The sequence below is a fragment of the Paenibacillus sp. FSL W8-0187 genome (genome assembly GCF_037969755.1).
GTDB lineage: Bacteria > Bacillota > Bacilli > Paenibacillales > Paenibacillaceae > Paenibacillus_AQ.
The window spans coordinates 4,228,831-4,253,502 of record NZ_CP150206.1; the positions used below are offsets into that span (position 1 = coordinate 4,228,831).

Consider the following 24,672-nt stretch of genomic DNA (forward strand, 5'->3'; position numbering starts at 1 on the left):
TAGGATGAAGACAGGCCGCTTCTTGCACAGAAGCAGCCTGCCCTTAACAATCGAACATGAGCGCCGTTAATAAGTAAACGATTGATTTACAGTGCCAATCCGTGCGTTTGCATATTGGATATCATTACTTCTCATATTTTCAAACGCTTGCACTGCTGCATTGGCAACGTCAATATCCTGTGCGCTTGTTCCTCCACTTACACCAATGCCACCGACAATCCTTCCTTCATGAACCAAAGGAATTCCTCCGCCGAGGATAACGACTTTCCCCTGATTCGTTGTATTAATTCCGAAGGTTGCTCCACCAGGAAGCGCAGATTGCGCTAAATTCGCTGTTGGCATTTGCAAAGCTACACTGGTCCAAGCCTTACCTATGGCAATATCGATACCTGCTATTTTGGCATTGTCCATCCTATAGAAAGCCATTAGGTTTGTGCCCTCATCTACGATCGCTATGTCCGAGTTAAGTCCCATTTGTCTGGCACGCTGTTCAGCAATTTCCAATAACTTCTTCGCAGTTGTTAAAGTGAGTTTATACATCATAGCTCCCCTTTACTAAATAGAAATACTGCATTATATTGTCATATGCCTATAGTGGTGAATTGCCCAATACCAGTACTTCCGGAATGAATGCTAAAGAAATGTCTTGGATACCCATTCAAAAAACTTTTCCTTCTCTTCAAAGTGCGGATAATGCGCAGATTGATCAAACGCGATAAACTCCTTCTGATCGGCTCCAAGCATATCGAAATATTCTTTTGCTGCATGAGAGGATGTCATATAGTCATAATCGCCCATGATAATGTAGCACGGTATTTCAAGTTTCGTTACAAGCGTTGGCAACGGATGTTCTATAACCTCCTCCAACAAAACCTTTTGAGAAAAAGATATCCCGACGTTATATCGAATGACGTCCATTAAGTTATACTCGCTGCTTAATAGCATTCCAAGGCTATTGCCGTCGGGGCTGTCAATAAGTCTTGAAGCTCCGCCATATTGAACGACATAATTTCGGGGAGTGAACATTTCGCCCTTTTTGATTTTATCGGTTAGGCCTTGCAGATATAAGACGTCTTCCGCGTTGCCGGCCTGATGAGCTTGGCTGATTAAGTAGGTCAAACTGTCCATCTCGCTTGTTAAGGTATCCCCCATCTGGCCAATCCCGACATAAGCCTCATATTTTTCGGGAGCCTTATGGGCCGCCTGTGCAGCAATATACGTACCATAAGAATGTCCAATGAGAATTATCTTTTCTTTGCCCAGACGTTCCGAAACGTGATCCGTTAAAGCCAATAAGTCATTTACCAGCAACTCCGATGAAAGATTAGCGTAATCCTCAAAAAAACGATAGGATTTTCCGCTGGCTCTTTGGTCGTAATGAACAACCGTAAACCGGGTTTCCAACAAGTCTTGATATGCCGCGGCATAAGGGATTTCCGGAGCTCCAGGTCCTCCGTGGACAAATAAAATAACGGGATTGTTCTTGTCATCGCCGCGTATCATCAGTTCTTGCTTGCTTCCATTGATCTCTACTTGTTCTAGTATGCTAATACTATTTTCGCCTTTGATGGACGATGTCCAGGTAGGAAAAATTAGGGCTGTTATGAGTAGCCCTATTAGTGTTATCCCGATAATTCTTAATGTTTTTTTCAATTTTCTCATGGTCTTGGGACACCTTTCAGCTTAAAGCTTGAAGTAAATTGCGGATTGCGGAAGATCCAATGTAGATTTCATTACATCTCATTGTACCTTAGGCTCGTTTACTCCAAATCCTTCCTGAGACTGAATTGGACCTAGACCCTAGTCGAAGAAAGCAGCGGCATTAGAACATAGCTAATAACAAAAAATGCCGCTGATCTTGATACAGATCAGCGGCGCAGAAACTACCAGGAGGATAGTTCGGTCCTTTTCCAATTGTTTTGGGCAACGCAAACATATACATATTGGTCATCCCAAGAGATCTGTCCTTGGCTGCATGCAGCAGTGGACGAAGCGGGCGTATACTTTTCGCGAAGACGCAGCATATCCCCGTTTATATCGAGCTTGGTGTCGGGTTCATTCGTGCCAATTCCGATATTGCCGTCACTGCGCTGCACGGTGAGTGGGGAATCGAGCACTTTGCCGTCATCTCCATAACGGACGAACTGCAGGTTGGCACCCGCATTGTCACCCGATTCCTCTAAACTGTCGGCCCGTACGGCCCATCTCGGTGTCGTCTCATTATCCTTGCCGGCTGCACTTAGTTGGATATCCCGATTCGTCCCGCTTTCGCCGGCTACCCGCAAGATACCACTCATGACATTGAAATTGGACGAATGCGTACGGATCTCGCTTACGTCGGTGTCAAACGGAATTTCAAACCGGGTAAACAACTGGTTGGGGTATTGACCAGTCGGCGACATAGTCGTCTCGAACGAGATATGCTTATGATCTTGCTGCTCCGGATTGTTTGCCTTGTCATGGGAAATGATCGCCGTCTTGTCCTTGCCATTCTCGTCAACCCAGACAATCGCCGGCTTGGCCCTTTCCGCCGTCCATTGCAATCGAATCAGATCGGACTGATGCCCTTCTTCCTCGATCCATTTCTTATCGGTGGATAAATGAAGCCGTTCATTGTGCGGTATGCGTATATCGTCGCCGTTTTGCTCGGATTGTCCAAGTGTCGTTTCCACTTCCTTTTCCTGATCCGTACAACCCATGCCGAGCAAGAAGATGCTCACCATTATAATCATAATCGTCCCTAATAATTTCACAGTGTTTCCCTCCATTTATCGGTATGATTCGATTTCGTTCGTGTTCATGAACAAAAACACTTTGTCTGATCGTATTATATCCAACCCCCAGCGTACACCCATTTCATCAAACTTCCCGAAAAAATGATTCTTTTCGTCTATAAAGTTTTGTCGGAATTCGTCCGAAAGGTGTGCTTCGGTTGGTCATAAAAACAGCCCAAACTTTCATTCTTTTGTAGGCCCAGCAAGAGGGACTTTTGGGTCATTCGGTAGTAACTGGTTCGAGCTTAAAACATGAAGTCCTAGTCTTCCAAGATTATTCGATATCGTTAAAACAAAAAAAGCCGCGATTTCCGCGGCTTTCAATATATGTGATTAATAAACTTCATAATTTTGTCCGGTTTGTGCTCCTTCTACGCTTTTTTTGAAAGCAAGGGCTACGCGACTAGCAGGAACTGCTTCAAAGCCCGGAAAAAACTCGCCATATTTTCCAAGTGATTCTTGTAAGACATTGGGGCTAACACTATTTATACGGATTCCCCTAGGCATTTCAATCGAGGCGGATTTAACGAACGCTTTAACACCACCATTGGCCATGGCCGCTGATGCCCCTTGAGGAATGGGATCATCCATCATGATGCCCGTTGTTAGAGTAAAGCTTCCGCTGTCATTAATGTAGTCCATTCCCAAAAGGACTAAATTGATTTGCCCTTTAAGTTTACTTTCAATCCCTATTTCGTTTAACTCAGGCGTTAATTCGGTAATTGAAGCAAAATGAGCACCGCCTGTTGCACTAATGACTGCATCCACTTTCCCAACTTGCTCATACATGTTTTTGATGCTATCAACCGATGTAATATCAACCATTACGTCTGTTCCGTTTCTTCCAGCGCGAATGATTTCATGATGTTGTCCTAGTTCTTTGGCGACTGCTTGTCCAATCGTACCGCTTGCCCCAACCATGATTATTTTCATGTTTGCTCTCCTTTCCATCTACAAAAAACCTTGCACCATTTGAAAATATCCATTCAGCGCATCTTAAAAACCATATTTATATTAACACATCATCGGTAAGACATAAAAAGTCGCCTCAATGGGCGACTTTCTATTCGTAGATGTTTTTCCTGCAAAGAATATCTACTTAAACCGATTCTCTGCTAAAATCAAGACCATTCACCAATGACCGCTTGTATGCGCTGCTCCACTTCCGAACGCTTTTCTTCCGTAATACTTCCCGCTTTGGCTTTATTCAGATGCTTGAGCGCATCATTCAGATGCTTCACGGCCTGATCCTTCTTGCCCTGTTTATGCTTTAGCTCTGCTTGTTTCAGAGCATTGCCGATCTGCTGGCTAAGCGGATGGCTGATATCACCCTGCAACTTCCAGGACTGAATATCGTCCATCAGGGAGCCCAGGCTATCCGGTGCCGCCGCATCAGACACTTCAATCTTCATCAGCTGCGTATCGTTCGTGTAGTAAATGTTGCCGTCGTGTCCCAAATTCACGTGCTGGGATTCCGCCAGCGTCTGGTGCTCCATCGTTTCCGGATTGACCACGGTGACATGACCGGCAAGCGTCAGATACATAAGGCCGTCCTCGCTCCAGCGAATATATACCGGACGCCAATTGCCGTATTTCTCAACACCTTCGTAAATCGTTTTGCTTTTTACAATTTCCTGGGTGTTCGGGTCTACAGCGAATAGCGTTCCGTCAAAAGCCGCCCACAGCAGCCCGTCCGGACCAAAACTCGTACCGCTGATGATATGAGGCGTGGGAGAAGCGCCTTCAATGGAAGGTACCCATTCCTTCTCCACTTTGCCGGTCGCGATGTCCCAGATAAACAATTTGGCCGCCGGTTCTGAAGGAGTGATGCCCAGTCCGCCAGCGACGGTGGTGGAACCATAGACCTTGCCATCTTTCACCGCAATGCCGACAATCGACTGATTGTTGATGACGTTCTTGTAGTCGGTATAATTGCTGCCGTTGGCCGGATCATAAATGGTTAGGGATCCACCGAGTTTGCCGTAATCCGGAATGGTACCGATAAACAGCTTGTCCTCCGCGGCTCTCATGATGAACGGTCGATCCTGGCCGGTAATTTTGAACAGGCTCTTACGCTGTGTCGGATTTTCCGTATTGTATTCAAAGATATCCGCCCCAGGATAAACGCCCATATACATCTTGCCGTTCATGGACACCATCCCTTCCGACTGACCCATAGGGAAGGTCTCGAATGTTCCTGTCTCAATCGAATACGCAGACCCTGTTCCGCCAGGGTATCCGCTAATGAACAGACGTCCATCCGGACCGTTCTCCATCGTCTGGACAGGAATCGGGTTGCCTTTCACCGGATATGGAATCGCCTTGACCTGTTTGGTCGTAAGATTCATGAAGGCTACGCTGCCGCCGAATTGAACGGTTGCAAGAGAAACACCTGGAAGATCCAGATCGTTTGGAACCTCAATCCAGGCCGTATTGCGCAGGAACGTTCCGTACACCACACCGGTGTCAACAGCAGCAAGGGTATTCAAATCCACTTCCATCAAATGGTTATTCTGCACGAAATAGATTTTATTGCTGCCTTCCGGTCCGTAAGAGAGACGAATGCCTTTATTGTTCAAGTGGTATGTCTCGCTCCACTTTTGCAGATCCAGATCATAGAACAAAAGCGCGTTGTTTCCTTTGCTGATGCCGGCAACCAAATATTTGCCCGCGACATCCAGCTGGTTCACCATGCCGATGTCAACCGCTCCGTTGTAGCTCGGAATCTGGATGGTCTCCTTCTCGCCAGACTCCACATTGACCTTCACAATGCTGCCTTCTATCCCGATGCCGACATACAGGTATCCATCATGATACGCAGTGGAACGACTGTAGCTTTGGCCCGTGCCTACAATGCCGTAGTCCTTCATCTCCCTTGTAGCGGGATCGTAGCGGCCCGCTTTCGCATGGGGATAAGAACCGAAGTAGACCCGGCCCTGCTCATCGTGAGACAAGCCATATACGACCTGCTCACCGATCCCGCCCAGAACTTTCAATTGTTTAGTCACCGGAGAGTAGGAGTACAGTGTGCCGTTCCCCCCGATATACACCGTCCCGTCAGGGGTCGTAATATGCGTCCAAGAGCTTTCGGATCCCGTTAACGGGTGCGTGCTCAGCACTTCTTTGGTTTTCAGATCAATGACATGAAAGATAGCCGGCTTGCCGGATACCGTTGTATACATAACCTCGCGCCCGTCCTGAATTCCAAATGCCCCGTCATAAATCGCAACGCTTTGCATCGGAGATCCCAAATCGATAGGATTACTGTAAGTTTTCCCAATGTCCGCCGAGGCACTTGTGGGGAAGAAAACCGCAGTCAGTAACGTGGCACAAATCGCGAAACACAGGCGTTGGAGTGCCTTCTTCACGTGAAGCCTGCTGTGGGTTATGTTCATTAATTCATCCTCATTTCTATTATGGAATGTACCGTAAATCAAATAACTGTCCGACCTGTGCAGGTAAACTTGATCGTTTTACCAAGTAAGGATCGCGGCATCCCTCCCCGACTAAGAATGTTGAATCATGAAGTCCTGGTATTTATGTAGTTCATATACTCGCAAAGAATTTAGCATATACCCTATATAGTGTCAACTGGTTCTTATCTGGTATTTATCTTAGAATGATAGAATCGTTCAGCCTCAATTGAAAACTTGTAAATTCGAGAAAGTAAAAAAAAGCCGTGACCACGGTGGTCACAGCTTATGAATCCATTTGTCTCTTGTTGTTTTACTTCCCAGCCCGGACATCAGCTCTTCCTCATCGATCAGATAAGAGAAGTATTGCTTCAACTGCTCGCGGAACAGCAGCATCTCATCCAGACTTAGTCGTATATCTTTGCAGGTCTTATATAGATGAGCCATTTCTCGGTGCAGGTTGAGACGGGAGGGCCGTCCCTCCATCTCCGGATCCACATTCTCAGTAATATAGCGGTTTGCTGGTAGGCTGTACGAATGCCTGCGGATGTATTCCTGCACCTCGTTAGAGGCCAGGAAATCGGCAAAGCTTTGGGCCAGCTCCTGCTCTTTGGAGTGGGCGCTTACCCCGATCCCGGTGCCCAATAGCAGTGTTGTTCCATTATCAAAATGCGGCAGAGGCGCCACGTCATAAGTAAAGGACGCTCCCTTCAGCTGGTTGAGCAGATAATACGTCGTCAAAATGACGGAGACCTTCTGCTCACGGAACAGATTCTCCGCTTCAAAAGCGCCTTGAGCCAGCGCCAACGGGAACATGCCGTCCTCGTGAATCAGCCTGCGGAGCCAGGACAAACCCTCGATCGCCCGGCTCCATGACGAATCAATCTCCGTATCGCCTCTATTCTGCATGAGGAAAATGGGCCATCGGTTCAGCGAATACAATTGCAGGGCCAGACTGTAACGTCCGGGGCTTTTCAGCTCCCTCAGCATTCGCTGAAGATCGTCCCAGCTCCAACCACTGTCCGGCTCAAACTGTCGTTTTTCCCGAAGATGCTCCTTGTTGTAGGCTAAAATCACGGGAGAATGAATGAAAGGCTTTGCCGCCAGCTTGCCTTCGGCATCCACGAACGGAGCATGCAAAAAAGTGTAGGTTGACGCATAGGGCTGCTGTGGGAGAAACAGACCGGTACTTCCGCTCTCCTGGAAATGCATCATATCCTGCATGTTGACGGACAACACGTCCACAATGCCAAGTCGCATCAGGTTCGCGATGCTTTCCGCATGTTCATACGGCAGGTCCACGATTTCTACAAAAATATCCGGGTGCCGTTCCTGGAACAGGGCAAGTAGGGCCTCCATTTCCGCCTCTGCATATAGAGAAGGATACATACCGAAACGAATCTTCCGGACTTGTCCGGTAGAAGCAACCACTTGGGTGCCCACACGGGGCACTTTAACGATCAATTCTTCCTGAACCAGCTGATCCAGCGCTTGCCGGACCGAATTTTTGCTTAGACCGTACAGCTCGATCAGAGACATTTCCGACGGAAGATAATCGCCTTGAGCGTAAGCGCCGCTTTTAATTTTTTGGCGCAGATCGGTGACCATGCGCTTCATTTTATTTTGAAAAGTATACCGGTCGGATTTAGCCATATGTGTCCACCTTTATTTACCATAACTGGTTTGCTACATCAATCCATTCTTATAGTATACTCACTCTTCAACTCGTTTGGCAAAATTAAATCCCATGAAAACTGTACCTGGGCAAATAATCGTTGAATCAACAATCAACAAAAAAGGATTTATTCATATCATCTCGAACATGATATTTCGGTGCATGGATTGCTAGGTTACATTGGTTACCATCCCCTATACTCAATCTTGAAAGGATGGTCTGTATGGATTGGCTGGATCGTATGAACAACGCAATGGAATATGTAGAAACACACCTGTCTGATACGATTGATTACGATATCGTGGCTAGAATTGCCTGCTGCTCAACATACCATTTTCAACGAATGTTTCCATTCATAACAAATGTGTCGCTTTCAGAGTATATTAGGCGCAGACGGCTGACCCTTGCCGCATTTGAACTGCAGCAGAGCGGTACAAAGGTCATCGACATCGCTTTAAAGTATGGTTACGAATCGCCTGAGGCATTTTCTAGAGCGTTTAAAAAAATGCACGGTGTGATGCCAATGTCAGCGCGCGACAAAGGCGTTACCCTGAAGGCCTATCCTCGGTTATCCTTTCATATTTCGATTCGAGGAGATGTTGAGATGAATTACAGAATGGAAGAAAAACAGGATTTTGAGATGTTCGGCGTATCAACTGTGGTGAATAGCGATGACGATCATCCGTTTATTGATATACCTGCTTTTTGGACTAAATGCATATCCGACGGCACCGTTGATCGAATCCGTACAGCTGCGGGTCTGGGGGAAAATGGTCAGATCCATGGGATACTATACAACAAGCAAGGTGGGGAATTTTCCTACATGATCGGTTACTTTATGCCCCAGAGTGGCATGCCAGAAGAGTTTGAAAGACTCCCGATCCCACCTCAAACCTATGCGATATTCTCAACCGGCCTATACCCCGACGGGCAAAGCGGTATTCATGATTTATGGAAGCGCATTTGGGCAGAGTGGTTTCCAACCTGCAATTACGAACCAGCAAATGGTCCTGAGTTTGAAATGACTTACGATAGAGGCAACAGCATGTATGAAATGGAAGTTTGGATCCCTGTCGTTAAGAAGAAGGGCTCTTAGAACGAGAAGAGCAGCACGAGGGTCAATCTCTCATGCTGCTTTCTCTCGTCCTGCTTCTAATACCCTCTACGCTTAAAATAATAAACGATACCCAACACATTAAATGATCATCCGTTCGTCTATGTGCGCGATATTCGCGGCTTTTTAACGAATATGTTAGTAATTAGATACAATGCTTACTCTCCAACCTTAGAAGCGGGCAGTTTTACAACAGCTGTAAGTCCTTCCCCTCGATCACTCTCCAGAATCAGTTCTCCCTGATGAGCCTTGGCAATCCTCTCCACCATGGGTAGTCCCAGTCCATGTCCTTGTCGGTTCGGGCGTGTTCGTCCAGAAGTGTAGGGAAGTAAAATCACGCCCTTTAGTTCTTCTTTCGGGATGCCTTTTCCGTTGTCCGATACCACAAAGCTATAAAACACCCCGTCTGCCGGACCCGTTTTCAATTCAATTTTACATCCGTCCGGATTATGCCTGATACTGTTCTGTACCAGGTTCGTTATCGCCCGATACAATAGACGTTCATCCCCGCTCACGATCAGACTCTCGTCCATCACATGAAGAGAAATGTCATAGCTCTCATCGAGGCCGTTGTTTAAAAAGTCGGATACGACCTGTCTGGCCAACGCGGAGAGACGGATCGACTTCAACTGTAATGGCTGCATATCGTATTCCAGCATCGATACCAAATTCAGATCACTCACCAAAGATCGCAAGCGTTCCCCCTGGCGACGGATGATTGCAGCCTGTTGTTTATACTCAGCAGACAGTTCCGGCTGGTCCTCCAACTCGCTCGCATAACCCAGGATCATGGACAGCGGTGTCCGGATATCATGGGAGATGCCTGCGATCCAGTTCGATCTCGCAACGTCCCTCGCTTTGAGTGCATCATTCTTCTCTTGGAGCATCTGAGAGGTCGAATTGATGCTTTGGGACACATCATTGAATATACCCCCTGTATCCACCTGGACCGGCTCTTCCTTGGAAAGAGCATGGATGCCATGAATCAACGGCCTTATTCCCCGGATGACCCGCGTTCCAATTAGCACGGAAACCAGCAGTGCAAGGGCTACATTGCACAACAGTAACAACAAAATTCGTACAGGTAGGGACCTTAGCCACTCGACCAAGAAGTCGATTTGATATTTTCCGTAGGTGTTTTTAGGATATCCCAATACCAGCAATCCATCTTCTCGTTCCCATACATATACGGGGTATTCCATTAGATAGTAGCGGGAGAACTTGGCTACGTCCGTTACATCATAGGACCTTGGAATGTCCTCAGGCAGTCGTTCGCTCCACTGTACCTGCCCATCCCGATCCATCAACATGGCCCAAGTTTGGTGCGTATCCAGCAGCTGAATCCCCTCATGGCCAAGCACATAGTTTCCCTGTTGCAGAACCAATTCGTTGGCCAATTTCTGCACAATTGCTTCAGGGGAAGGCCCTTTGTGATTTTCCTGGAAAATCAATGAACCGAGTAGTACCAGATTGAACAGTAACAGAAGAAAGGAAACCAGAATCGTCGAACCGACAAACCGCCTTAATATCCGGATAACGCCATCCATTATCGGGACTCCTGTGTCATGAGTTTATACCCGAGTCCACGCACGGTTAACAAATACACCGGATTTGATGGATCTTCCTCGATTTTCTCCCGAATGCGTCGAACATGCACCATCAAAGTGTTCTCATAACCATAAATCTCATCACCCCATACGGCTTGGCATAAAGCGTCACTGGTTACGATCCGGCCCTGATTCTCATACAGCTTCATCAGTATGGAGTGCTCCTTGGCAGTCAACGAGAATTCTTTGTGCTCCCTTAGTACGACAGCGCTATCCAAATCTACCGTTAGAGCACCCAACCGAAATACAGGTAACCGTTCTACGATGTTGGAGGCATATACCCGCTTCAAAATAGCCATCAGTCGGAGAATAAGCTCTCTGGGCAAAAAGGGCTTGACCATATAATCATCAGCGCCCAAGCCTAGCCCGAGCAGCCGATCTTCATCTTCACCTCGCGCAGACAAAAACAGTACAGGCATGTCCGTAAACGACCGGATGGATGAAAGCAGCGAAAAGCCGTCTCCATCCGGCAGCATGATATCCAATATGGCCGCATCTGGCTTCTCCGATCTGCATACAGACAGGGCATTCGAGAAATTGCCGGCAGTATAGATCCGGAAGAAGCCTTCTCTTCGTAGGAAACGTTCAATCATTTCCCGTATTTCAGGCTCGTCGTCAACAATCAGTATTTTTTTATTCTTTATCAAGTCCATTTCACATCACCCAATTTAGTATACATGACGAATGCATGCAGCCGATATTTTCCTAATCTATTTAAGGTAAATGTAAGGTTAACTTCAGGGGAACGCAAGAATCCTGTTCTATAGTGGGCAACAGAGACCTTTATGAAATGGAGTTGAAAACAATGTTAATTACGTCGCCCCCCATCGTGGAGACCCATAACCTGTCCAAAACTTACAGTGGTACACACCGTGTAAACCAGGTGAATCTAACAGTGCAACCCGGTCAAATCTTCGGCTTCCTGGGCCCGAATGGAGCTGGCAAAACAACCACGCTTAAGATGCTGCTCGGGCTCATTAAGCCTACCGAAGGCAAGGTCAAAGTGTTTGGCAAAGACTTGGACAATCATCGCCCGTCCATTTTGAACCAGACCGGTTCCCTGATCGAATCTCCTTCATATTACGGCCATCTGACAGGACTTGAGAATTTGAAGGTCATGCAGCGCCTACGCAGCGTCCCGAGCAAGAATATTGACGAGGTACTCCGAATTGTAAGACTCGAAAACCATAAGCATAAGAAGGCAGACCAATACTCTTTGGGTATGAAACAACGGCTAGGCATTGCCATGGCTTTGCTCGCCTTTCCCAGTCTGCTGATTCTGGATGAGCCAACGAATGGCCTTGATCCTGCGGGTATCGGCGAAATCCGTGAGTTAATCAAATCCCTCCCCGGACAATACGGGATTACCGTGGTGTTATCGAGCCATCTATTGTCGGAGATAGAGCAGATTGCAACATCCGTAGGCATTATCAATGACGGTAAGCTGCTTTTTCAGGGGACGATGCAGAACCTCCAAACCAGCAACAAAGCCACCATTCGTTTCAAGACAACGGACCCGACAAGTGCGGCGAAGATTCTGCTAACCCAAGGATATTTACCCAAAATCCAGGGGAAACAGCTTGTGTTTGAACATCTCCCGGACGAGGAAGTTTCACGCATAAATCGGGTGCTGGTGGAACAAGATCTTCCCGTCATCCGGATTGAGGAGCATAAAAAGAGCCTGGAAGACATTTTCCTTGATTTGACCGGAAGGGAGCGGAGCCTGTAATGAACGCTCTGTCACTGGAGTATTTCAAAATGCGCCGCAAACGGATCTGGGTCATGCTTACGCTGTTTCTTGCTGCTGAGATGGTCTGGGCATCCATGTCCATGAGTATTTCCATCTCAAGGAGCGCTGCAAATGCGAGTTGGGAAGCCTTGATCTTCAGCATCTCTTCCATGAACGGTCTGTTTCTTCCTATTATTTCAGCTATTGTGGTTTCCCGCATTTGTGATATGGAGCATAAGGGAAACACGTGGAAAATGTTAATGACAACCAATATAGGTCGGAATCATGTCTACGCTGCAAAATACATATGTGCGAACAGCCTGATCCTCTACGGTATTATGGCGCAGGCAGTTTTCATCGTGGGATTCGGCAAATCCAAAGGCATTGGCGGGAGTTTACCGCTTTCCCTGCTCGTCCAATTTACCATCGGAACGATGGTAACAACATTCGTCATCATCGCTCTCCAGCAATGGTTGTCCATTACGGTACGGAATCAGGCTTTCTCCTTATGTTTGGGCATGCTGGGCGGCTTTATTGGAACGACATCTGGGCTATTTCCGTCCGGTATTCGTCACCTGTTCGTTTGGTCCTACTACATGGATTTAAGTCCAGTTACCTATGTGTACAGCTCTACTTCAGGTTCATATCTATCAGGCACGCTGCCTGCTGGATTGCTGATTGCTTCTATTCTTATGGCTGCGGTTTTCTATTTTGCAGGGATCATTCACACTTCAAAACAAGAGATCTAAGGAGGAACCCCATGTTAAGGAGCATTTCCGCCGAATGGCTCAAACTTCGACATTCCCGCATCGGCCTGGTACTGGCGATACTGCCCGTATTCAGCCTGCTGATCGGATGCTTTAACTTTTATTTCAATCAAGCGACCTTGCAGAACGGTTGGTACAGCCTGTGGACACAAGTCAGTTTGTTTTATGGAGAGTTTTTTCTGCCCATTCTGATTGCCATTTGCTGTGCCTTCGTATGCCGATTGGAACATGCAAACCGTAACTGGAATATGGTTCTTGCTTCCCCGATGCCCATCTCCAGCCTGTTTGTTGCCAAATTGTTTACCGTCAGCCTGCTGATCTTCGCGGCCCAGACCTTCTTTATGTTCATGTACTGGGCCGCTGGCCGGTTATTCTCCATTCCGGGTCCGTTCCCGATGGAAACCCTAGTATGGAGCCTGCGCGGATGGTTCGCTTCCATTTCCATTGCGGCACTGCAGTTGGGGTTGTCCATAAGGATCAGAAGTTTCGCTACGCCTATCGGTATCAGCCTTTGCGCCGTTTTTCTGGGACTCGGCTTATATGTACTGAACTTTGGCATGCTGTTTCCCTACTCTTTGTTGACCATAGGCATGGGCGTCCTGAGTCAAAAAGGACTAACCCTTGCGGAGAGCCTCGTTTTTATGTTCATGAACAGCACCTTTATTCTGCTATTCGGAACATGGTCCATCCGCCGCTTGAAATATAAAGATGTCGCTTCATCCTAAATTCATAAAGAAAAAGGAGCATTGAATATGAAAAGAGCATTTGCCATCCCCGCATTTTGAATTGCACTTTTTGTGATTTTTATGTCAACTGTCCCATTGACTTCAAATCATCTGACGAGTAGAAACATCTACTATACTATCGTGGATCGCGCTTTCCACAGCATAGGGAATAATGACTCATATATTTATGTAATGGTTGGATATACCAAGGAAGGGAAAGCGAAGGAATTATCTTTCTCTACCAGCAAACCGATTCCAAACGGAGCTTATTTGAGGCTGTATGTCTCAATCATTCGAGGTGTAACTTACTGGGAAGAAGTTACGGTAGACGAAATGCCCTTCTTAACGAAGACATTATTAATACAAAAAGCCGCTGATCTCATTCTAAATCAGCGGCTAAGAAATTTACCTATTTTGCTTCCTCTTCATACACAACAACGGTCTGACTTTCTGATTCCCACTTGACCGTTGCATTCAATGCCTCACTTATAAAGCGTACGGGTACATACGTATTGCCCTTGGTAACGGTAGCTGGGGCATCCAACGAGACCTTCTTACCATTAACGGTCGCTGTTTTACTGCCAACCAGGAGTTGAATGCTCACCCCGTCCTTCGTGACGGTGATGGAACCTTTTTCAGAATTCCAGATTACCTCGGCTTCCAAAGCCTCGGCTATAGCGCGAAAAGGAACATATGTGTTGCCTTTTTTGACAAAAGGTTCGGCGTCAGAAGCTTCGCCGTTCACATACAGCTTAACCCCATTCTTTTTACCCGCCTTTTCGTTAAGCTTACCCATCGTTTTGTATAAATCCAGATTTTTGAAATTTGCTTGAATGGCTTCTTCTTGCAGATACACAGCGTCTGTCACGCTGCCGTTTGTTTCAAGCATGCCCGCTGCCGCTTCTAATGCCTTGTTTTTGTCAATAATGGCTTCAAGTTGTTTTTGTTGTTCGTCCGTCAGCTTGGCCGCATATTCGGTAAGCAAAATATTTGCTAAAACAGCGCCTGCCGGTTTATCTTCTACGTTTTGAATAGCATTTAACAAACCTTTGTATCCTTTATGTCCTTTGCCCTTGGAATCCGCTTTTCCGGCGGAATCGTCGTTCGTATTCTCTGTTTCTGAGGGAGGGGAATCCTCAACTTGATCTTCTTCTTTGCTGACCATGTCATCAGATGACTCGACTTTCTCGATTTGATGCTCTTCATTTTGAGTTTCTTTTTCTTTTGGTCCTTTTGGAGAAGCCGCGTTACTTGTCTTGCCAGGTGGGGTGTTGCCCGGTTTGGCTGAAATTGTGCCTGCGGTGGTCGCAAACATGAGTGCCGCACTGGTGAGCAGGATGACTGTTTTTTTCATGATAATTCCTCCAAATGATAAAGAATATATGCTCCTTCATTATCGGCAGAATAAATCGACTCCAATAGATGTTCGTTTGATAGAATTATCGGGTTAGAATGAAAAAGTCGCCCAAATGGCGACTTTTCTTGCACATATATCGATTTTTTTCATCTGCATTCATATTTATAATAATCTTGTACATGCACTGATTTGAATCCAACCGACTCGTATAATCTAAGAGCATGGTCATTTTTCGTTTCGACTTCTAAGTGTACCGTATATCCGGCGGAGCTTTGCTTTTTAACGACTTGGCCAAGCGCCTTTCTGCCTATTCCTCTGCCCTGATATTCCGGCAAAATGGAGAAACCATAAATCCACGCCTGCCCTTCTTCTCGACTCACCCGAAGTTTCCCAACCGTTTCTTCGTTCACGTCAATCATGAGCACATCCGTGTTATCCGCGAAATGATGTCTTTCCATCTTTCTGGCGTCATCTTCGTCCAATCCGAACGCCGTCACGGACAAACGAACGCTCATTTCGAAATCCTCTTCGGTTGCCTGTCTCAGAAGAATATCGTTTGTCTCCTCCAGCGGCGTTTCGCGCCATTCCATTTGATGCTCCGAGAATGCATATTCAGCACCTTGTGTATTCAAAAAGAATTTTGCCGCATCTGATCCCGCAGGCGCGTTCAACAAGATTTTCTTGTATCCATTTGAGTTTGCTTTTTCCATTGCCAGGTGAAACAACCGACCAAAATGCCCCTTTCGACGTTCACTTGGTTTTACCATGCCGCATACCTCGACAGTAGAACCAAAAGCATACAGACCTAAAAACGCTATAAGTTCGCCGTTTTCATAATGAAAAAAATCAAGCGGCTCCGTTTGGCGATCTCTTAGCATTTCCCAGTTAAGCTTCAGTTGTACATGATCATGAATTTCACACTCTTTTTGCAATTGTTCAATGTCTTGTAGTTGCTGTGTCGTTAACATATTTTTCTCCTTTTAACTGTCGCATCAATAAAACTAAAGCTATAAAAATTCGGAACACCTAGCCGGGAGACGAACATCATCTGTCCGTTAAGTTCTACTTTACCATACTCACATGATGTGAGGGCATTCATTTGACTACACAAAGAAAAAAGGACTTGTGGCTAAATACCAGCAAGTCCTTCCCTTATTCGACACTCGTTAATCCAAGCCTTTTGTCTCCATGGCGCGCCAAATCACGGTAATCGCTTCTGCGCGGCCAGCATGAGATTTGGGTTTTATCATGTCGTTTGGATAACCCTTCATGATTCCATGATCTACTGCAATCATCATCGCTTCCTGTGCCCAAGCTGCAATCTTATCCTGATCGGTAAAGATTTTGTTGGTACGCGCATGGTCCAATTGAAAAGCTTGAACCACCATTTGTGCCATTTCTTCGCGCGTAATGAAATCGTCGGGGCCAAAGGTAACCGAATCGTATCCTTGAATGATTCCGTAATAATACGCTGTTGAAATGGCTTCCCTCGCCCAATGATTCGTTGTATCGGCGAACTCCTTATTACCTTTACTAGTGAGCCCCAATGCATGAACCAGGATTGCTGCTAATTCTGCTCGGCTAATCGTACGATCAGGTCTGAAACTTCCGTCTGTATAACCGTTCACAACGCCTTTTCCTGCGAGTTTCTCAATGTTCTTTTGTGCCCAATGACCCTTCACATCGGTAAACGTAACACCGATTTCAGCTGGCACCATCGTTTTCGCGAAAATCGCAAATGAAGTAAAGTGGTCGGTTGTACCACTTATAATCCCCTCATCCCAGTCAATGTTGACGTTATCCAGCGCTACCCATTCCTTCGTATCTTCGTTAAACTGACGGAGTTGGAGCACGTGAAGGCCTTTTTGTATGGCGTTGGCGTCAAATTTCAAGCGGATGGTTACCTCTGCATCGAATTTTCCGGATACATCTTTCTTGAACTCCACAATTTTACTAGCTAATTGTTCTCCTGCGGATAGGGGAAATTCTTCATCATCTGGAAGTGTTAGATTTATGGATAAATAAAATGGCCTCTTCAGTGCTTTAGCAGGAATGAGAATCTGCCCACCCTCAAAAGCAATGGTTCTCCCTTCCAAGCCTACAAGAAAGGTGTTGCTCGGCAGTGAATATATATGGCTACCGTTAGTGAGATTTGCATCGCTTGCTTCACTCGTCTTCTGGGTTATCAAACGATATCGGCTGGACGTGACGTTAACCGCATTACCTGTTTGGTCCTGTGCTCTTACATGCAAGTACCAATCACCGTCAACACCACTTTTCATAAGCGTAGCCTCGTTCACAAATGGTCTCCAGCCTGTAGCTGGCATGGACGAATCGGTCGTCCAATGAAACTCCAGCGAGGCTTTATCTATGCTGCTTCCTGAATCAATGACCGTTACCCTCGGTGTTGCCGATGTTGCCTGCATTTCACTTCCATTAGGGTAAATCCTAATCGATGGCGGCGTATTGTCGATCTTCACCGTGATGTCCAGGAATAACGTATTGCCCGCTTGATTGGACGCCTCAAAACGAATGTTATTTTCGCCTTCGCTCGATATTTCAATGAGGGCCTTGTTCTCGTAGGCTTGTGAAGGCCCCCCGTTTAGGGTGTAAGTCAGATTAGCGATCTCGCTGACTCCCGATTCGGCATAGACGCTCAAGGTTACGCTCGACCTAGCCCATTCGCCGCTCGTATATTCACTTCCGTCCGCCTTCACTAGTGTAGGCGTCAAAGTTATACCCGTTGTGCTGATGCAGACTGTACGTCGTTCAATCGATTCATTGCCCGCTGTATCGACGGCCTTGAACGAAATTGTATGAACACCTTCATCACGAAGGACGATATCTGATAAATAAGAACTCCACGACACTCCGTCATTTAGCGAATACGTAAATGAAGTGACGCCAGACTCGTCAGATGCTTCTGCACTTACGTTAACCGTTTGATGGCTCCACGTGCGATCAACATATTCCATTCCATCCGCCGTGGTCATCGTAATGGAGATGGATGGCGGTGTATGGTCAACGGGAAGAGTCAGGTTGTCGATGATTCGATCCGTTAAACTGAGCAACGCATTGTTTGCGTGGTCGGAAATATTTCCGGATTGTGTATCGTAGGATAGGAGAACCTGTTGATCTTCTTCAAATGCTTTATCTACATTAAAGACAAGCGTATGAGTTCCCGATCCGCTCACCCGAGTAATAGTAGAAGGCCTCCCGTCCGCTGTAATTGTAATACCTCCGGCGTCAGTGAGGGTGACTTCTTCATCGAAGGTCACGATGACGTTATTCGGATGCTCACGTTTAATCTTCGCACTGGTGACGGTTGGTGGAGCAGCGTCCCATTCCAGGTTCGCTGCAATTCCTTGTAGAACAGGAAACATGGCTCCCTCCTGTAACACCCATATTCCGCTGAAGTCCCACTCGGTACCGAAGAGTGCATGCTGTTTCATTTCCGACGTCACCCGCGGTTCACCTTTGCCAGTATCAGATTGTCCGGTCGTTTCCTTATTATAGAAGCTCGCTGTAACCGTGCCGAATTCCCGTCCGACCAACCCGCCGACTTCGCCGCTGCCGGTTACACCGCCGACGGCATAAGTGGTCCTGATGTCACCGATATTCCTTCCCACGAGTCCGCCAACATCGGAACGACCGGAAGCGGAACCGATTGCGTACGAATCATTGACCTTACCGCTCTCATTCCGCCCCACGAGGCCTCCGATAAAATCCATTCCGGTAACAGTCCCAGCGGCGAAGGACAGGTTAACTTGGCTATTCATATCAAGGAGTCCGACCAACCCGCCGACATTGAATTGACCATCAACTTGACCCGTTGCGTACGCCTTATTTGCCAGACCCGCATTCAAGCCGATCAATCCACCGATATGGCTGTTTCCGCTAACGCTCCCGGTAGCATACACAGCCTCAGTAACACTCCCTATGCTGTTCCTTCCGACCAGTCCACCGACTTCGTTCATTCCATTGACCGTCGCACTCGAACTAGAACTGCCGATCATTCCGTCGTTATTCCCGATCAGACCACCCGTCTTGTCTGCTCCGGTAACATTCCCTGAAACATGGACCTTCATAATCTGACTGCTGGGGCCGTTCTGTCCCGACAGCATGCCTGTCTGAAGGCCGCCGGTGACATCCCCGTTCTTTAAATGAACGTCTCGAACCTCACCGCCAGAAATATGACCGAACATACCGACACTCAACAAACTGCTCCTGTTGATATAAAGGCCCGTAATATCATTTCCTTGCCCGTCGAGCGTACCTGTGAACGGAGTGCTGTCATTACCGATTGGTTCAAAGCCGAAACCGTTCCCTATACTCGTCGCCCACATATCGGAGCGACTGTTGTCAGTGAACGTTGTGTCGAAATCAATACCCTGCGCCAGTGTGTAATTCGCTGACAGATCCATGGCCATCAGTTGCAGTTGATGCGAGTTCCCAATTGCGGCCGACCATTCGGAGCGAAGGAATGGTCGTGTCGAGTCTTCGACCATAAACCAGTCATTGTTGAAATCCCAGCCCGAGTAACTCGATGGGGTTAGTGCATGTGCGGTAGTGAGGCCGGTCGCTTTACAAGATCCGTATGTATCGTATCCGCAGGCGTTATCCAAGCCGACCGTTTCGGCATCCCAGAAACTGTCGCTAAAAGTTCCGCTATTACTCCCAACCAGACCACCCACAATATGATCGCGCCCGCTGACGCTGCCAGTGGCGTATGACTGAATGATCGATCCGTGGTCCGTGCTGCCCACAAGACCGCCGACAGCACTCCCGCCATGTACAGCTCCCGTGGCGTATGACTGACTAATGAGAGCAGAAATATTATAACCGACCAGGCCGCCGACATGTTCAGCGCTCCCGCTGACGGCACCCGTGGCGTATGACCGGAGTATTTCCCCACCTTCATTATCCCCTACTAACCCTCCGACTATAGAGGTGCCACTGATCGTACCGGCAGCATAGGAGTCACTCACCGTCCCGTCATTACGCCCTGCCAAGCCACCGACATAATCGGTACCGATGACAGGACTCGTAGAGTAAGAGGAGGTTATTTTACCGTGAATGCCATTGTATCCGACCAACCCTCCGACGGTGGCCATCTGGCTTCTAACCGTTCCGGTAACGTAGGACTGCTCAATCGTTCCAGTGTTACGCCCTGCAAGCCCGCCTACATGGTTGTTTCCGATGATCGAACCTCCTTCGAGAGCGATATGGTCTATCACCCCGTTGGAGCCTACCATCCCGAATAGGCCGACAATGTCAATCTTGGGCTGATGAATGGTCAGATTACGGATGACATGTCCAGCTCCATCAAAGACACCGGTGAACGGGCTATTCCCGTTTCCGTCGTTGCCTATAGGCATAAAGCCAGCCCCGTTACTCCAATTTGCTGTCTCCGAAGCATCGATATCCGCTCCGAGCTTGTAATGAGCATTCAAATCATTACGCACGGCGTTTAATTGATTTAACGTTGTAATGACGTAAGGATTGTTCGCCGTCCCGTCACCGGACATTGCATCATTCGAAGCGAATGCTTGAAACGGGATGATGCCTATCACGAGAAATAATGCCATCGAAATACAGAAGATGCGTCTCATCTGATCTTTTCTTCCTTTCGTTAATTCAGTTGTCACGATGAACATTATATTGGATTTTTCGATAGTTTGAATCTAACCCCGGTTATAGGCCCGGTTATAGTTCACACATTAAAAAGAGGACCCGCCATCCGGCGAGCCTGCTGTTGAAACTTCTGTGTTTAACCCTGAAACTCTTTACCTCTTTTAATCGCCTCGACTCGGTTTTTCACCTGCAGCTTGCTGTAAATGCGATTGATATGTGCCTTCAAGGTCCCCATTCCGATGCCAAGCGTTTCAACGATTGCCGGATTGTCCATCCCTTCCTCCATATAACGAAATATCGTATATTCTCGCGGTGTCAGAAGCTTTTCTACTGTTGCTTTGCCCTGTACCGGAGATTCGGCTGTTCCTCCGAAAGCGGACAATATTCTCCGCACATAGGCAAGTGAAGGCGCATTTTTATCTCGAATATTCCCTTTTTGACGATGTTGGACATATTCCGCTAGCAGCTCTGCTACCAGATGGCCTTTATCAACAAACACACGGATATAATCATCGGGCTTCGCAAATGTAAGCGCCTCTTCCAGCTTGAGCAGTGCTTGTTGCGGCTTATCCCTCACCTGCAGCATCATCGCCTGGAGCACTTGGATCTCCAAAGCGTCCATCGGACGATGGCCTTTTACCGCAATTTGCAGCAATCTCTCAGATAACGCCCATGCCTCCTGAGTGTTGCCGGTCTCCACCAATACTCTAACAAGGAAGATATAGACGAATAGCTGATATACGGATACCGGATCATCCGACGAGACCTTGTAGCGATCCTTCCATTCAATAGCTGCAGATAAGTCTCCAGAATCCACTCGCAGACGAGCCATTTCGACATCCAGCAAGATGGGGGCTTCCTTAGCGCCATCCTCAATCGCCCTTCTATAGGCTTCCTCCAACCATTTTTCGGCTTGACTGATGTCCTGCCTGGATTTGCTGATACGTGACATGAAAAGACTAGCGGGAACGTATACCTTCTCTGGTTGATAATGCGCCTGACTCGTGCCTTGTAAGCCCAGCTTCAAGTAAGCCTCCGCCTGCTCCAGCTCGTTGCGTTCGTAGAGTAATTCTCCATAACATACAACGACCGAATCCTGCAGGCCCATTGGCTTCATGAACTCGATCATGCTCAAAAAGAAGGTATCCGAAAGGCCCCGAGGCAAATGTTGGCCGCGCTTGCCATTGTATGACCTGTAGATAGAAGGAGAAAGTGGCATATGAGGAGATGCAAAGATCAGATCCGTTCCTTTAGGACTATGCTGAAGTGACAGATGGATATACTCCAGTCCTTTTATCATATCCATGTCATATTGGGTCGCTTTAAAATTCCTTACATAATACAAATATCCCAAATAGCGATTATTCTCTTCCGGGCTCCAGCTTGCTGAGGAAGCAGCATAATGCTTTTCTGCTAGCTGTAAATACCGTTCCGACAGCTCCAGCTCCTGGGACCACAATAACGAAAAAATGTACGAAAAATAAAGGTACGGATACTGCATAAGCAGTTCCTCGGGAATCGCCGACAACCACACCTTCATGGTCGAAAATTCCCTGCGGACCATCAAACTTCTCATCTGTTCTAGCAGACGTATCGCTTCCGAATGATAGGCTCCGGCCAAGTAGTAATCTATCGCTTCTTCGAGCAGTCCCTGCGATTCACACCAGGCTGCAGCCGATTGGAAGAGCACATTTGTCCTCGCAGGATCAAGGCGTCGCTGCTGCTTCCGCAAAAACTCGCCGAATACATGGTGAAATCGGAACCAGTCCCTGTTCTCATCCAGCGGGATGAGGAACATATTGCGTTTATCCAGCTCCGCTAGCATCTGTGCACCATGTTCGCCAGCTACAACCTTACATAGCTGACCGTTCATTCGCTGTAAAATCGAGACGTTCAACAGAAATTGCCTTGTTGGCTCGTCCAACGATTCAAACACTTCCTCGAATAAATATAGCTCGACGCGTTCCGGGTTGGAATGTACGTACTTGAAAGCTCCCATCCACTCATCATCATGAATAGACAACGAGATCAGCCTAAGTCCTGTCACCCAGCCCTCGGTTTGAAATTGGATTCGTTCAATCTGCTCTCTCTGCAGCTCCCTCTTCTCAACGTTTTGGAAGAAATTCACCGTCTCCTCCAAATTGAAACACAGCTGCTGGGTATGGATTTCCTGGATCCAGTCCCGACTAATCCATCTCGACTTTAGAAATCCATGGATGCTTCGACTTGAGAAACAAAGATGCACGTAGGAAGGCAAATACTCCAGAAAATAAGAAACGGAAGCCTGGATATCCGTATTATGTATGACATGCCAGTCATCCAATATCAGAATAATCGGCTCATTCAGGCTGTTCAATTCATTTAACAGAGCAACCATAAATGGCTCGTATTGGCCCGGGCTTAGCATTGCGTTCGCGGCACGAACGGAGTCTGACAACCTGCCGATTGCCTGTTCGATCGCTTTCATGAAGTAGTTCCAAAATCGGATGAGGTCATTATCCTTGTCATCCAGCGATAACCACCCGACGGGTAGGTCCAGTTGTCTGGCCCAATCACTGACCAGTGTCGTTTTACCGTATCCGGCAGGAGCCGTCACGAATGTCGCCCTGCGGTTTAGTCCAGCATTCAATCGCGCAAGCAGCCGGGGACGCGGCACTGATTGATAAAGGGGCTGGGGCAGTTTCAATTTAGTTGAAAGCAAGAAATGGCTTTCCTCTCTCTCTTGTATCATGCAGCCTCTTTTCGTTAGCCTCTATGGGCCGTTTCTTAGGTTTTGTCAATAAAAATTTCCAGAATCAGGGGATAACCAAGTATATGTGTGACATGTTTTATAAAATGAAGGATATCTAAAATTCAGATTATCTTAGTTTAAGAACTTTTGCACCTGTATTTTGGGAACAACTCGTTTTCTTAATAGAGTCGATACTTGGAAATCACTCAATATGCCATCTGAGTAAAGCAGCATGGACGATTATGAATGGGTTGATCTTTGTGTAGGTCGCGTGAATCCGTTTTTGCCGCCAACAAACAGCCCCCATTTTGCTTAAGCAGAATGAGGGCTGTTTATCTTGGATACTCATTTATTCAATCAAACCAAACTCTTCATATACCTTTCGAGAAACAACACCATTTGGAATAAGGTGATGATCCCTCTGATATTTCTTAAGTGACTCGGTTGTATTGAAGCGGAACTTCCCGTCACATTCCCCATTGTAATATCCTGCACTTTTTAGACGGGATTGAATAAGCTGCACATCTCCACCAACATCCCCTTCAGCTAAATCCCTCGGATTTTGATTTGTGTCTCCAAGTACATGACCGTATATCGTTACTTTGGTTCCAATCGGAATTAATTCGTACAGTTCAATAACATCCTTATTATGCATCCTAATACAACCATGGCTAAGGTGTTGACCAATTGAATAGGGCTTATTCGTACCGTGAATTCCAAAATTCCCCCACGGTACATTTAATCCTATCCAACGTGGGCCAAATGAGGGTCCCCAATTCGTTCCTTTATATTCAACTTTAAAATCTCCCACTGGAGTCGGAGTTGACGGATTGCCAACAGCTACAGAGTAGGTCTTAATTACTTGCCCATGTTCTCGTACAAGTAATTTGTGACGTTCGGGGTAAATTGCAATCTCAAGATCGCTTTGATCATGTATAATCGGCAAGACAGGAGTAGTTAAATGAAATACTCCTAGGATTGCCAACATGATTAGAATTAATTTTTGATTAGTTGGTATCATGTATTTTCACCAAGTTAAGTTATTTTCATATTGATCAAACATCTTTAATATTTAATCAATCACGTCATTTTATACAGTTCATTTTTGTTGATTTTCCTCCTTCGATGACAAAACAAAAAAATATC

General features: G+C 46.8%; 17 protein-coding genes. 4 read left to right on the forward strand and 13 right to left on the reverse strand.

All coding sequences use genetic code 11. The features are described from left to right. Positions 1 to 66: 66 nt before the first annotated feature. The 6 genes from MKY48_RS18845 to MKY48_RS18870 all read right to left on the reverse strand — a co-directional run bounded on the left by MKY48_RS18845 (position 67) and on the right by MKY48_RS18870 (position 7,840). The gene (locus MKY48_RS18845) at positions 67 to 540 is read right to left on the reverse strand and encodes a heme-binding protein (RefSeq protein ID WP_339265416.1); all 474 of its coding nucleotides are present in this window, start codon (positions 538 to 540) and stop codon (positions 67 to 69) included. A gap of 93 nt (positions 541 to 633) precedes the next feature. After that, positions 634 to 1,662, reverse strand: a complete 1,029-nt coding sequence (locus MKY48_RS18850; protein WP_339290334.1) for an alpha/beta hydrolase — start codon at positions 1,660 to 1,662, stop codon at positions 634 to 636. A 221-nt stretch (positions 1,663 to 1,883) separates the two neighbouring features. Further along, positions 1,884 to 2,753, reverse strand: coding sequence for a hypothetical protein (locus MKY48_RS18855; protein WP_339290336.1), 870 nt, complete (start codon positions 2,751 to 2,753; stop codon positions 1,884 to 1,886). Between the two features lie 354 nt (positions 2,754 to 3,107). Continuing rightward, positions 3,108 to 3,707, reverse strand: a complete 600-nt coding sequence (locus MKY48_RS18860) for a short chain dehydrogenase (protein WP_339290338.1) — start codon at positions 3,705 to 3,707, stop codon at positions 3,108 to 3,110. 188 nt (positions 3,708 to 3,895) lie between these two features. Continuing rightward, complete coding sequence (locus MKY48_RS18865) at positions 3,896 to 6,169, reverse strand: hypothetical protein (RefSeq protein WP_339290339.1); 2,274 nt, start codon at positions 6,167 to 6,169, stop codon at positions 3,896 to 3,898. A 297-nt stretch (positions 6,170 to 6,466) separates the two neighbouring features. Beyond that, positions 6,467 to 7,840, reverse strand: coding sequence for an extracellular solute-binding protein (locus MKY48_RS18870; RefSeq protein WP_339265424.1), 1,374 nt, complete (start codon positions 7,838 to 7,840; stop codon positions 6,467 to 6,469). Positions 7,841 to 8,085: 245 nt separating this feature from the next. On the opposite strand from MKY48_RS18870, the gene MKY48_RS18875 reads away from it, so the two are divergent. Further along, entirely contained in the window at positions 8,086 to 8,958 is an 873-nt protein-coding gene (locus MKY48_RS18875) for an AraC family transcriptional regulator (protein WP_339290341.1), read from the forward strand. Positions 8,959 to 9,134: 176 nt separating this feature from the next. Here the strand turns inward: MKY48_RS18875 and MKY48_RS18880 are convergent, their stop codons facing one another. Both MKY48_RS18880 and MKY48_RS18885 read right to left on the reverse strand, forming a co-directional pair. Further along, positions 9,135 to 10,523: a HAMP domain-containing sensor histidine kinase gene (locus tag MKY48_RS18880; RefSeq protein WP_339290343.1), complete on the reverse strand. Its 1,389-nt coding sequence runs from the start codon at positions 10,521 to 10,523 to the stop codon at positions 9,135 to 9,137. Further along, on the reverse strand, positions 10,523 to 11,236 hold the full coding sequence (locus tag MKY48_RS18885) for a response regulator transcription factor (protein ID WP_215162392.1): 714 nt from the start codon (positions 11,234 to 11,236) through the stop codon (positions 10,523 to 10,525). The genes MKY48_RS18880 and MKY48_RS18885 overlap by 1 nt, the downstream gene beginning before the upstream one ends. Before the next feature lie 152 nt (positions 11,237 to 11,388). On the opposite strand from MKY48_RS18885, the gene MKY48_RS18890 reads away from it, so the two are divergent. Genes MKY48_RS18890 through MKY48_RS18900 form a run of 3 tightly spaced genes read left to right on the forward strand, consistent with a single transcriptional unit; the run spans position 11,389 to position 13,804 of the window. Continuing rightward, positions 11,389 to 12,312, forward strand: coding sequence for an ABC transporter ATP-binding protein (locus MKY48_RS18890; protein ID WP_339290344.1), 924 nt, complete (start codon positions 11,389 to 11,391; stop codon positions 12,310 to 12,312). Continuing rightward, positions 12,312 to 13,061: an ABC transporter permease gene (locus MKY48_RS18895; protein ID WP_339290345.1), complete on the forward strand. Its 750-nt coding sequence runs from the start codon at positions 12,312 to 12,314 to the stop codon at positions 13,059 to 13,061. Before MKY48_RS18890 ends, MKY48_RS18895 begins: the two co-directional genes overlap by 1 nt. An 11-nt stretch (positions 13,062 to 13,072) precedes the next feature. Next, a complete protein-coding gene (locus MKY48_RS18900) occupies positions 13,073 to 13,804 on the forward strand; it encodes an ABC transporter permease (protein WP_339290347.1) in 732 nt (243 codons plus the stop codon). Between the two features lie 409 nt (positions 13,805 to 14,213). On the opposite strand, the gene MKY48_RS18905 is transcribed toward MKY48_RS18900, so the two are convergent. The 5 genes from MKY48_RS18905 to MKY48_RS18925 all read right to left on the reverse strand — a co-directional run bounded on the left by MKY48_RS18905 (position 14,214) and on the right by MKY48_RS18925 (position 24,514). After that, entirely contained in the window at positions 14,214 to 15,158 is a 945-nt protein-coding gene (locus MKY48_RS18905; protein WP_339290349.1) for a copper amine oxidase N-terminal domain-containing protein, read from the reverse strand. Between the two features lie 149 nt (positions 15,159 to 15,307). Then, the gene (locus MKY48_RS18910) at positions 15,308 to 16,129 is read right to left on the reverse strand and encodes a GNAT family N-acetyltransferase (protein ID WP_339290350.1); all 822 of its coding nucleotides are present in this window, start codon (positions 16,127 to 16,129) and stop codon (positions 15,308 to 15,310) included. Positions 16,130 to 16,327: 198 nt separating this feature from the next. After that, the gene (locus MKY48_RS18915) at positions 16,328 to 20,773 is read right to left on the reverse strand and encodes an S-layer homology domain-containing protein (RefSeq protein WP_339290351.1); all 4,446 of its coding nucleotides are present in this window, start codon (positions 20,771 to 20,773) and stop codon (positions 16,328 to 16,330) included. A 158-nt stretch (positions 20,774 to 20,931) separates the two neighbouring features. Further along, positions 20,932 to 23,526: a LuxR C-terminal-related transcriptional regulator gene (locus tag MKY48_RS18920; protein WP_339290352.1), complete on the reverse strand. Its 2,595-nt coding sequence runs from the start codon at positions 23,524 to 23,526 to the stop codon at positions 20,932 to 20,934. 349 nt (positions 23,527 to 23,875) lie between these two features. Beyond that, complete coding sequence (locus MKY48_RS18925) at positions 23,876 to 24,514, reverse strand: L,D-transpeptidase family protein (protein ID WP_339293528.1); 639 nt, start codon at positions 24,512 to 24,514, stop codon at positions 23,876 to 23,878. Positions 24,515 to 24,672 lie beyond the last annotated feature (158 nt).

Bases quoted from the DNA above. Each gene is read 5' to 3' on its own strand.
- MKY48_RS18845 (WP_339265416.1), bottom strand. From the start codon at position 540: ATGTATAAACTCACTTTAACAACTGCGAAGAAGTTATTGGAAATTGCT.
- MKY48_RS18850 (WP_339290334.1), bottom strand. From the start codon at position 1,662: ATGAGAAAATTGAAAAAAACATTAAGAATTATCGGGATAACACTAATA.
- MKY48_RS18860 (WP_339290338.1), bottom strand. From the start codon at position 3,707: ATGAAAATAATCATGGTTGGGGCAAGCGGTACGATTGGACAAGCAGTC.
- MKY48_RS18865 (WP_339290339.1), bottom strand. From the start codon at position 6,169: ATGAACATAACCCACAGCAGGCTTCACGTGAAGAAGGCACTCCAACGC.
- MKY48_RS18870 (WP_339265424.1), bottom strand. From the start codon at position 7,840: ATGGCTAAATCCGACCGGTATACTTTTCAAAATAAAATGAAGCGCATG.
- MKY48_RS18875 (WP_339290341.1), top strand. From the start codon at position 8,086: ATGGATTGGCTGGATCGTATGAACAACGCAATGGAATATGTAGAAACA.
- MKY48_RS18880 (WP_339290343.1), bottom strand. From the start codon at position 10,523: ATGGATGGCGTTATCCGGATATTAAGGCGGTTTGTCGGTTCGACGATT.
- MKY48_RS18885 (WP_215162392.1), bottom strand. From the start codon at position 11,236: ATGGACTTGATAAAGAATAAAAAAATACTGATTGTTGACGACGAGCCT.
- MKY48_RS18890 (WP_339290344.1), top strand. From the start codon at position 11,389: ATGTTAATTACGTCGCCCCCCATCGTGGAGACCCATAACCTGTCCAAA.
- MKY48_RS18895 (WP_339290345.1), top strand. From the start codon at position 12,312: ATGAACGCTCTGTCACTGGAGTATTTCAAAATGCGCCGCAAACGGATC.
- MKY48_RS18900 (WP_339290347.1), top strand. From the start codon at position 13,073: ATGTTAAGGAGCATTTCCGCCGAATGGCTCAAACTTCGACATTCCCGC.
- MKY48_RS18905 (WP_339290349.1), bottom strand. From the start codon at position 15,158: ATGAAAAAAACAGTCATCCTGCTCACCAGTGCGGCACTCATGTTTGCG.
- MKY48_RS18910 (WP_339290350.1), bottom strand. From the start codon at position 16,129: ATGTTAACGACACAGCAACTACAAGACATTGAACAATTGCAAAAAGAG.
- MKY48_RS18915 (WP_339290351.1), bottom strand. From the start codon at position 20,773: ATGAGACGCATCTTCTGTATTTCGATGGCATTATTTCTCGTGATAGGC.
- MKY48_RS18920 (WP_339290352.1), bottom strand. From the start codon at position 23,526: ATGATACAAGAGAGAGAGGAAAGCCATTTCTTGCTTTCAACTAAATTG.
- MKY48_RS18925 (WP_339293528.1), bottom strand. From the start codon at position 24,514: ATGTTGGCAATCCTAGGAGTATTTCATTTAACTACTCCTGTCTTGCCG.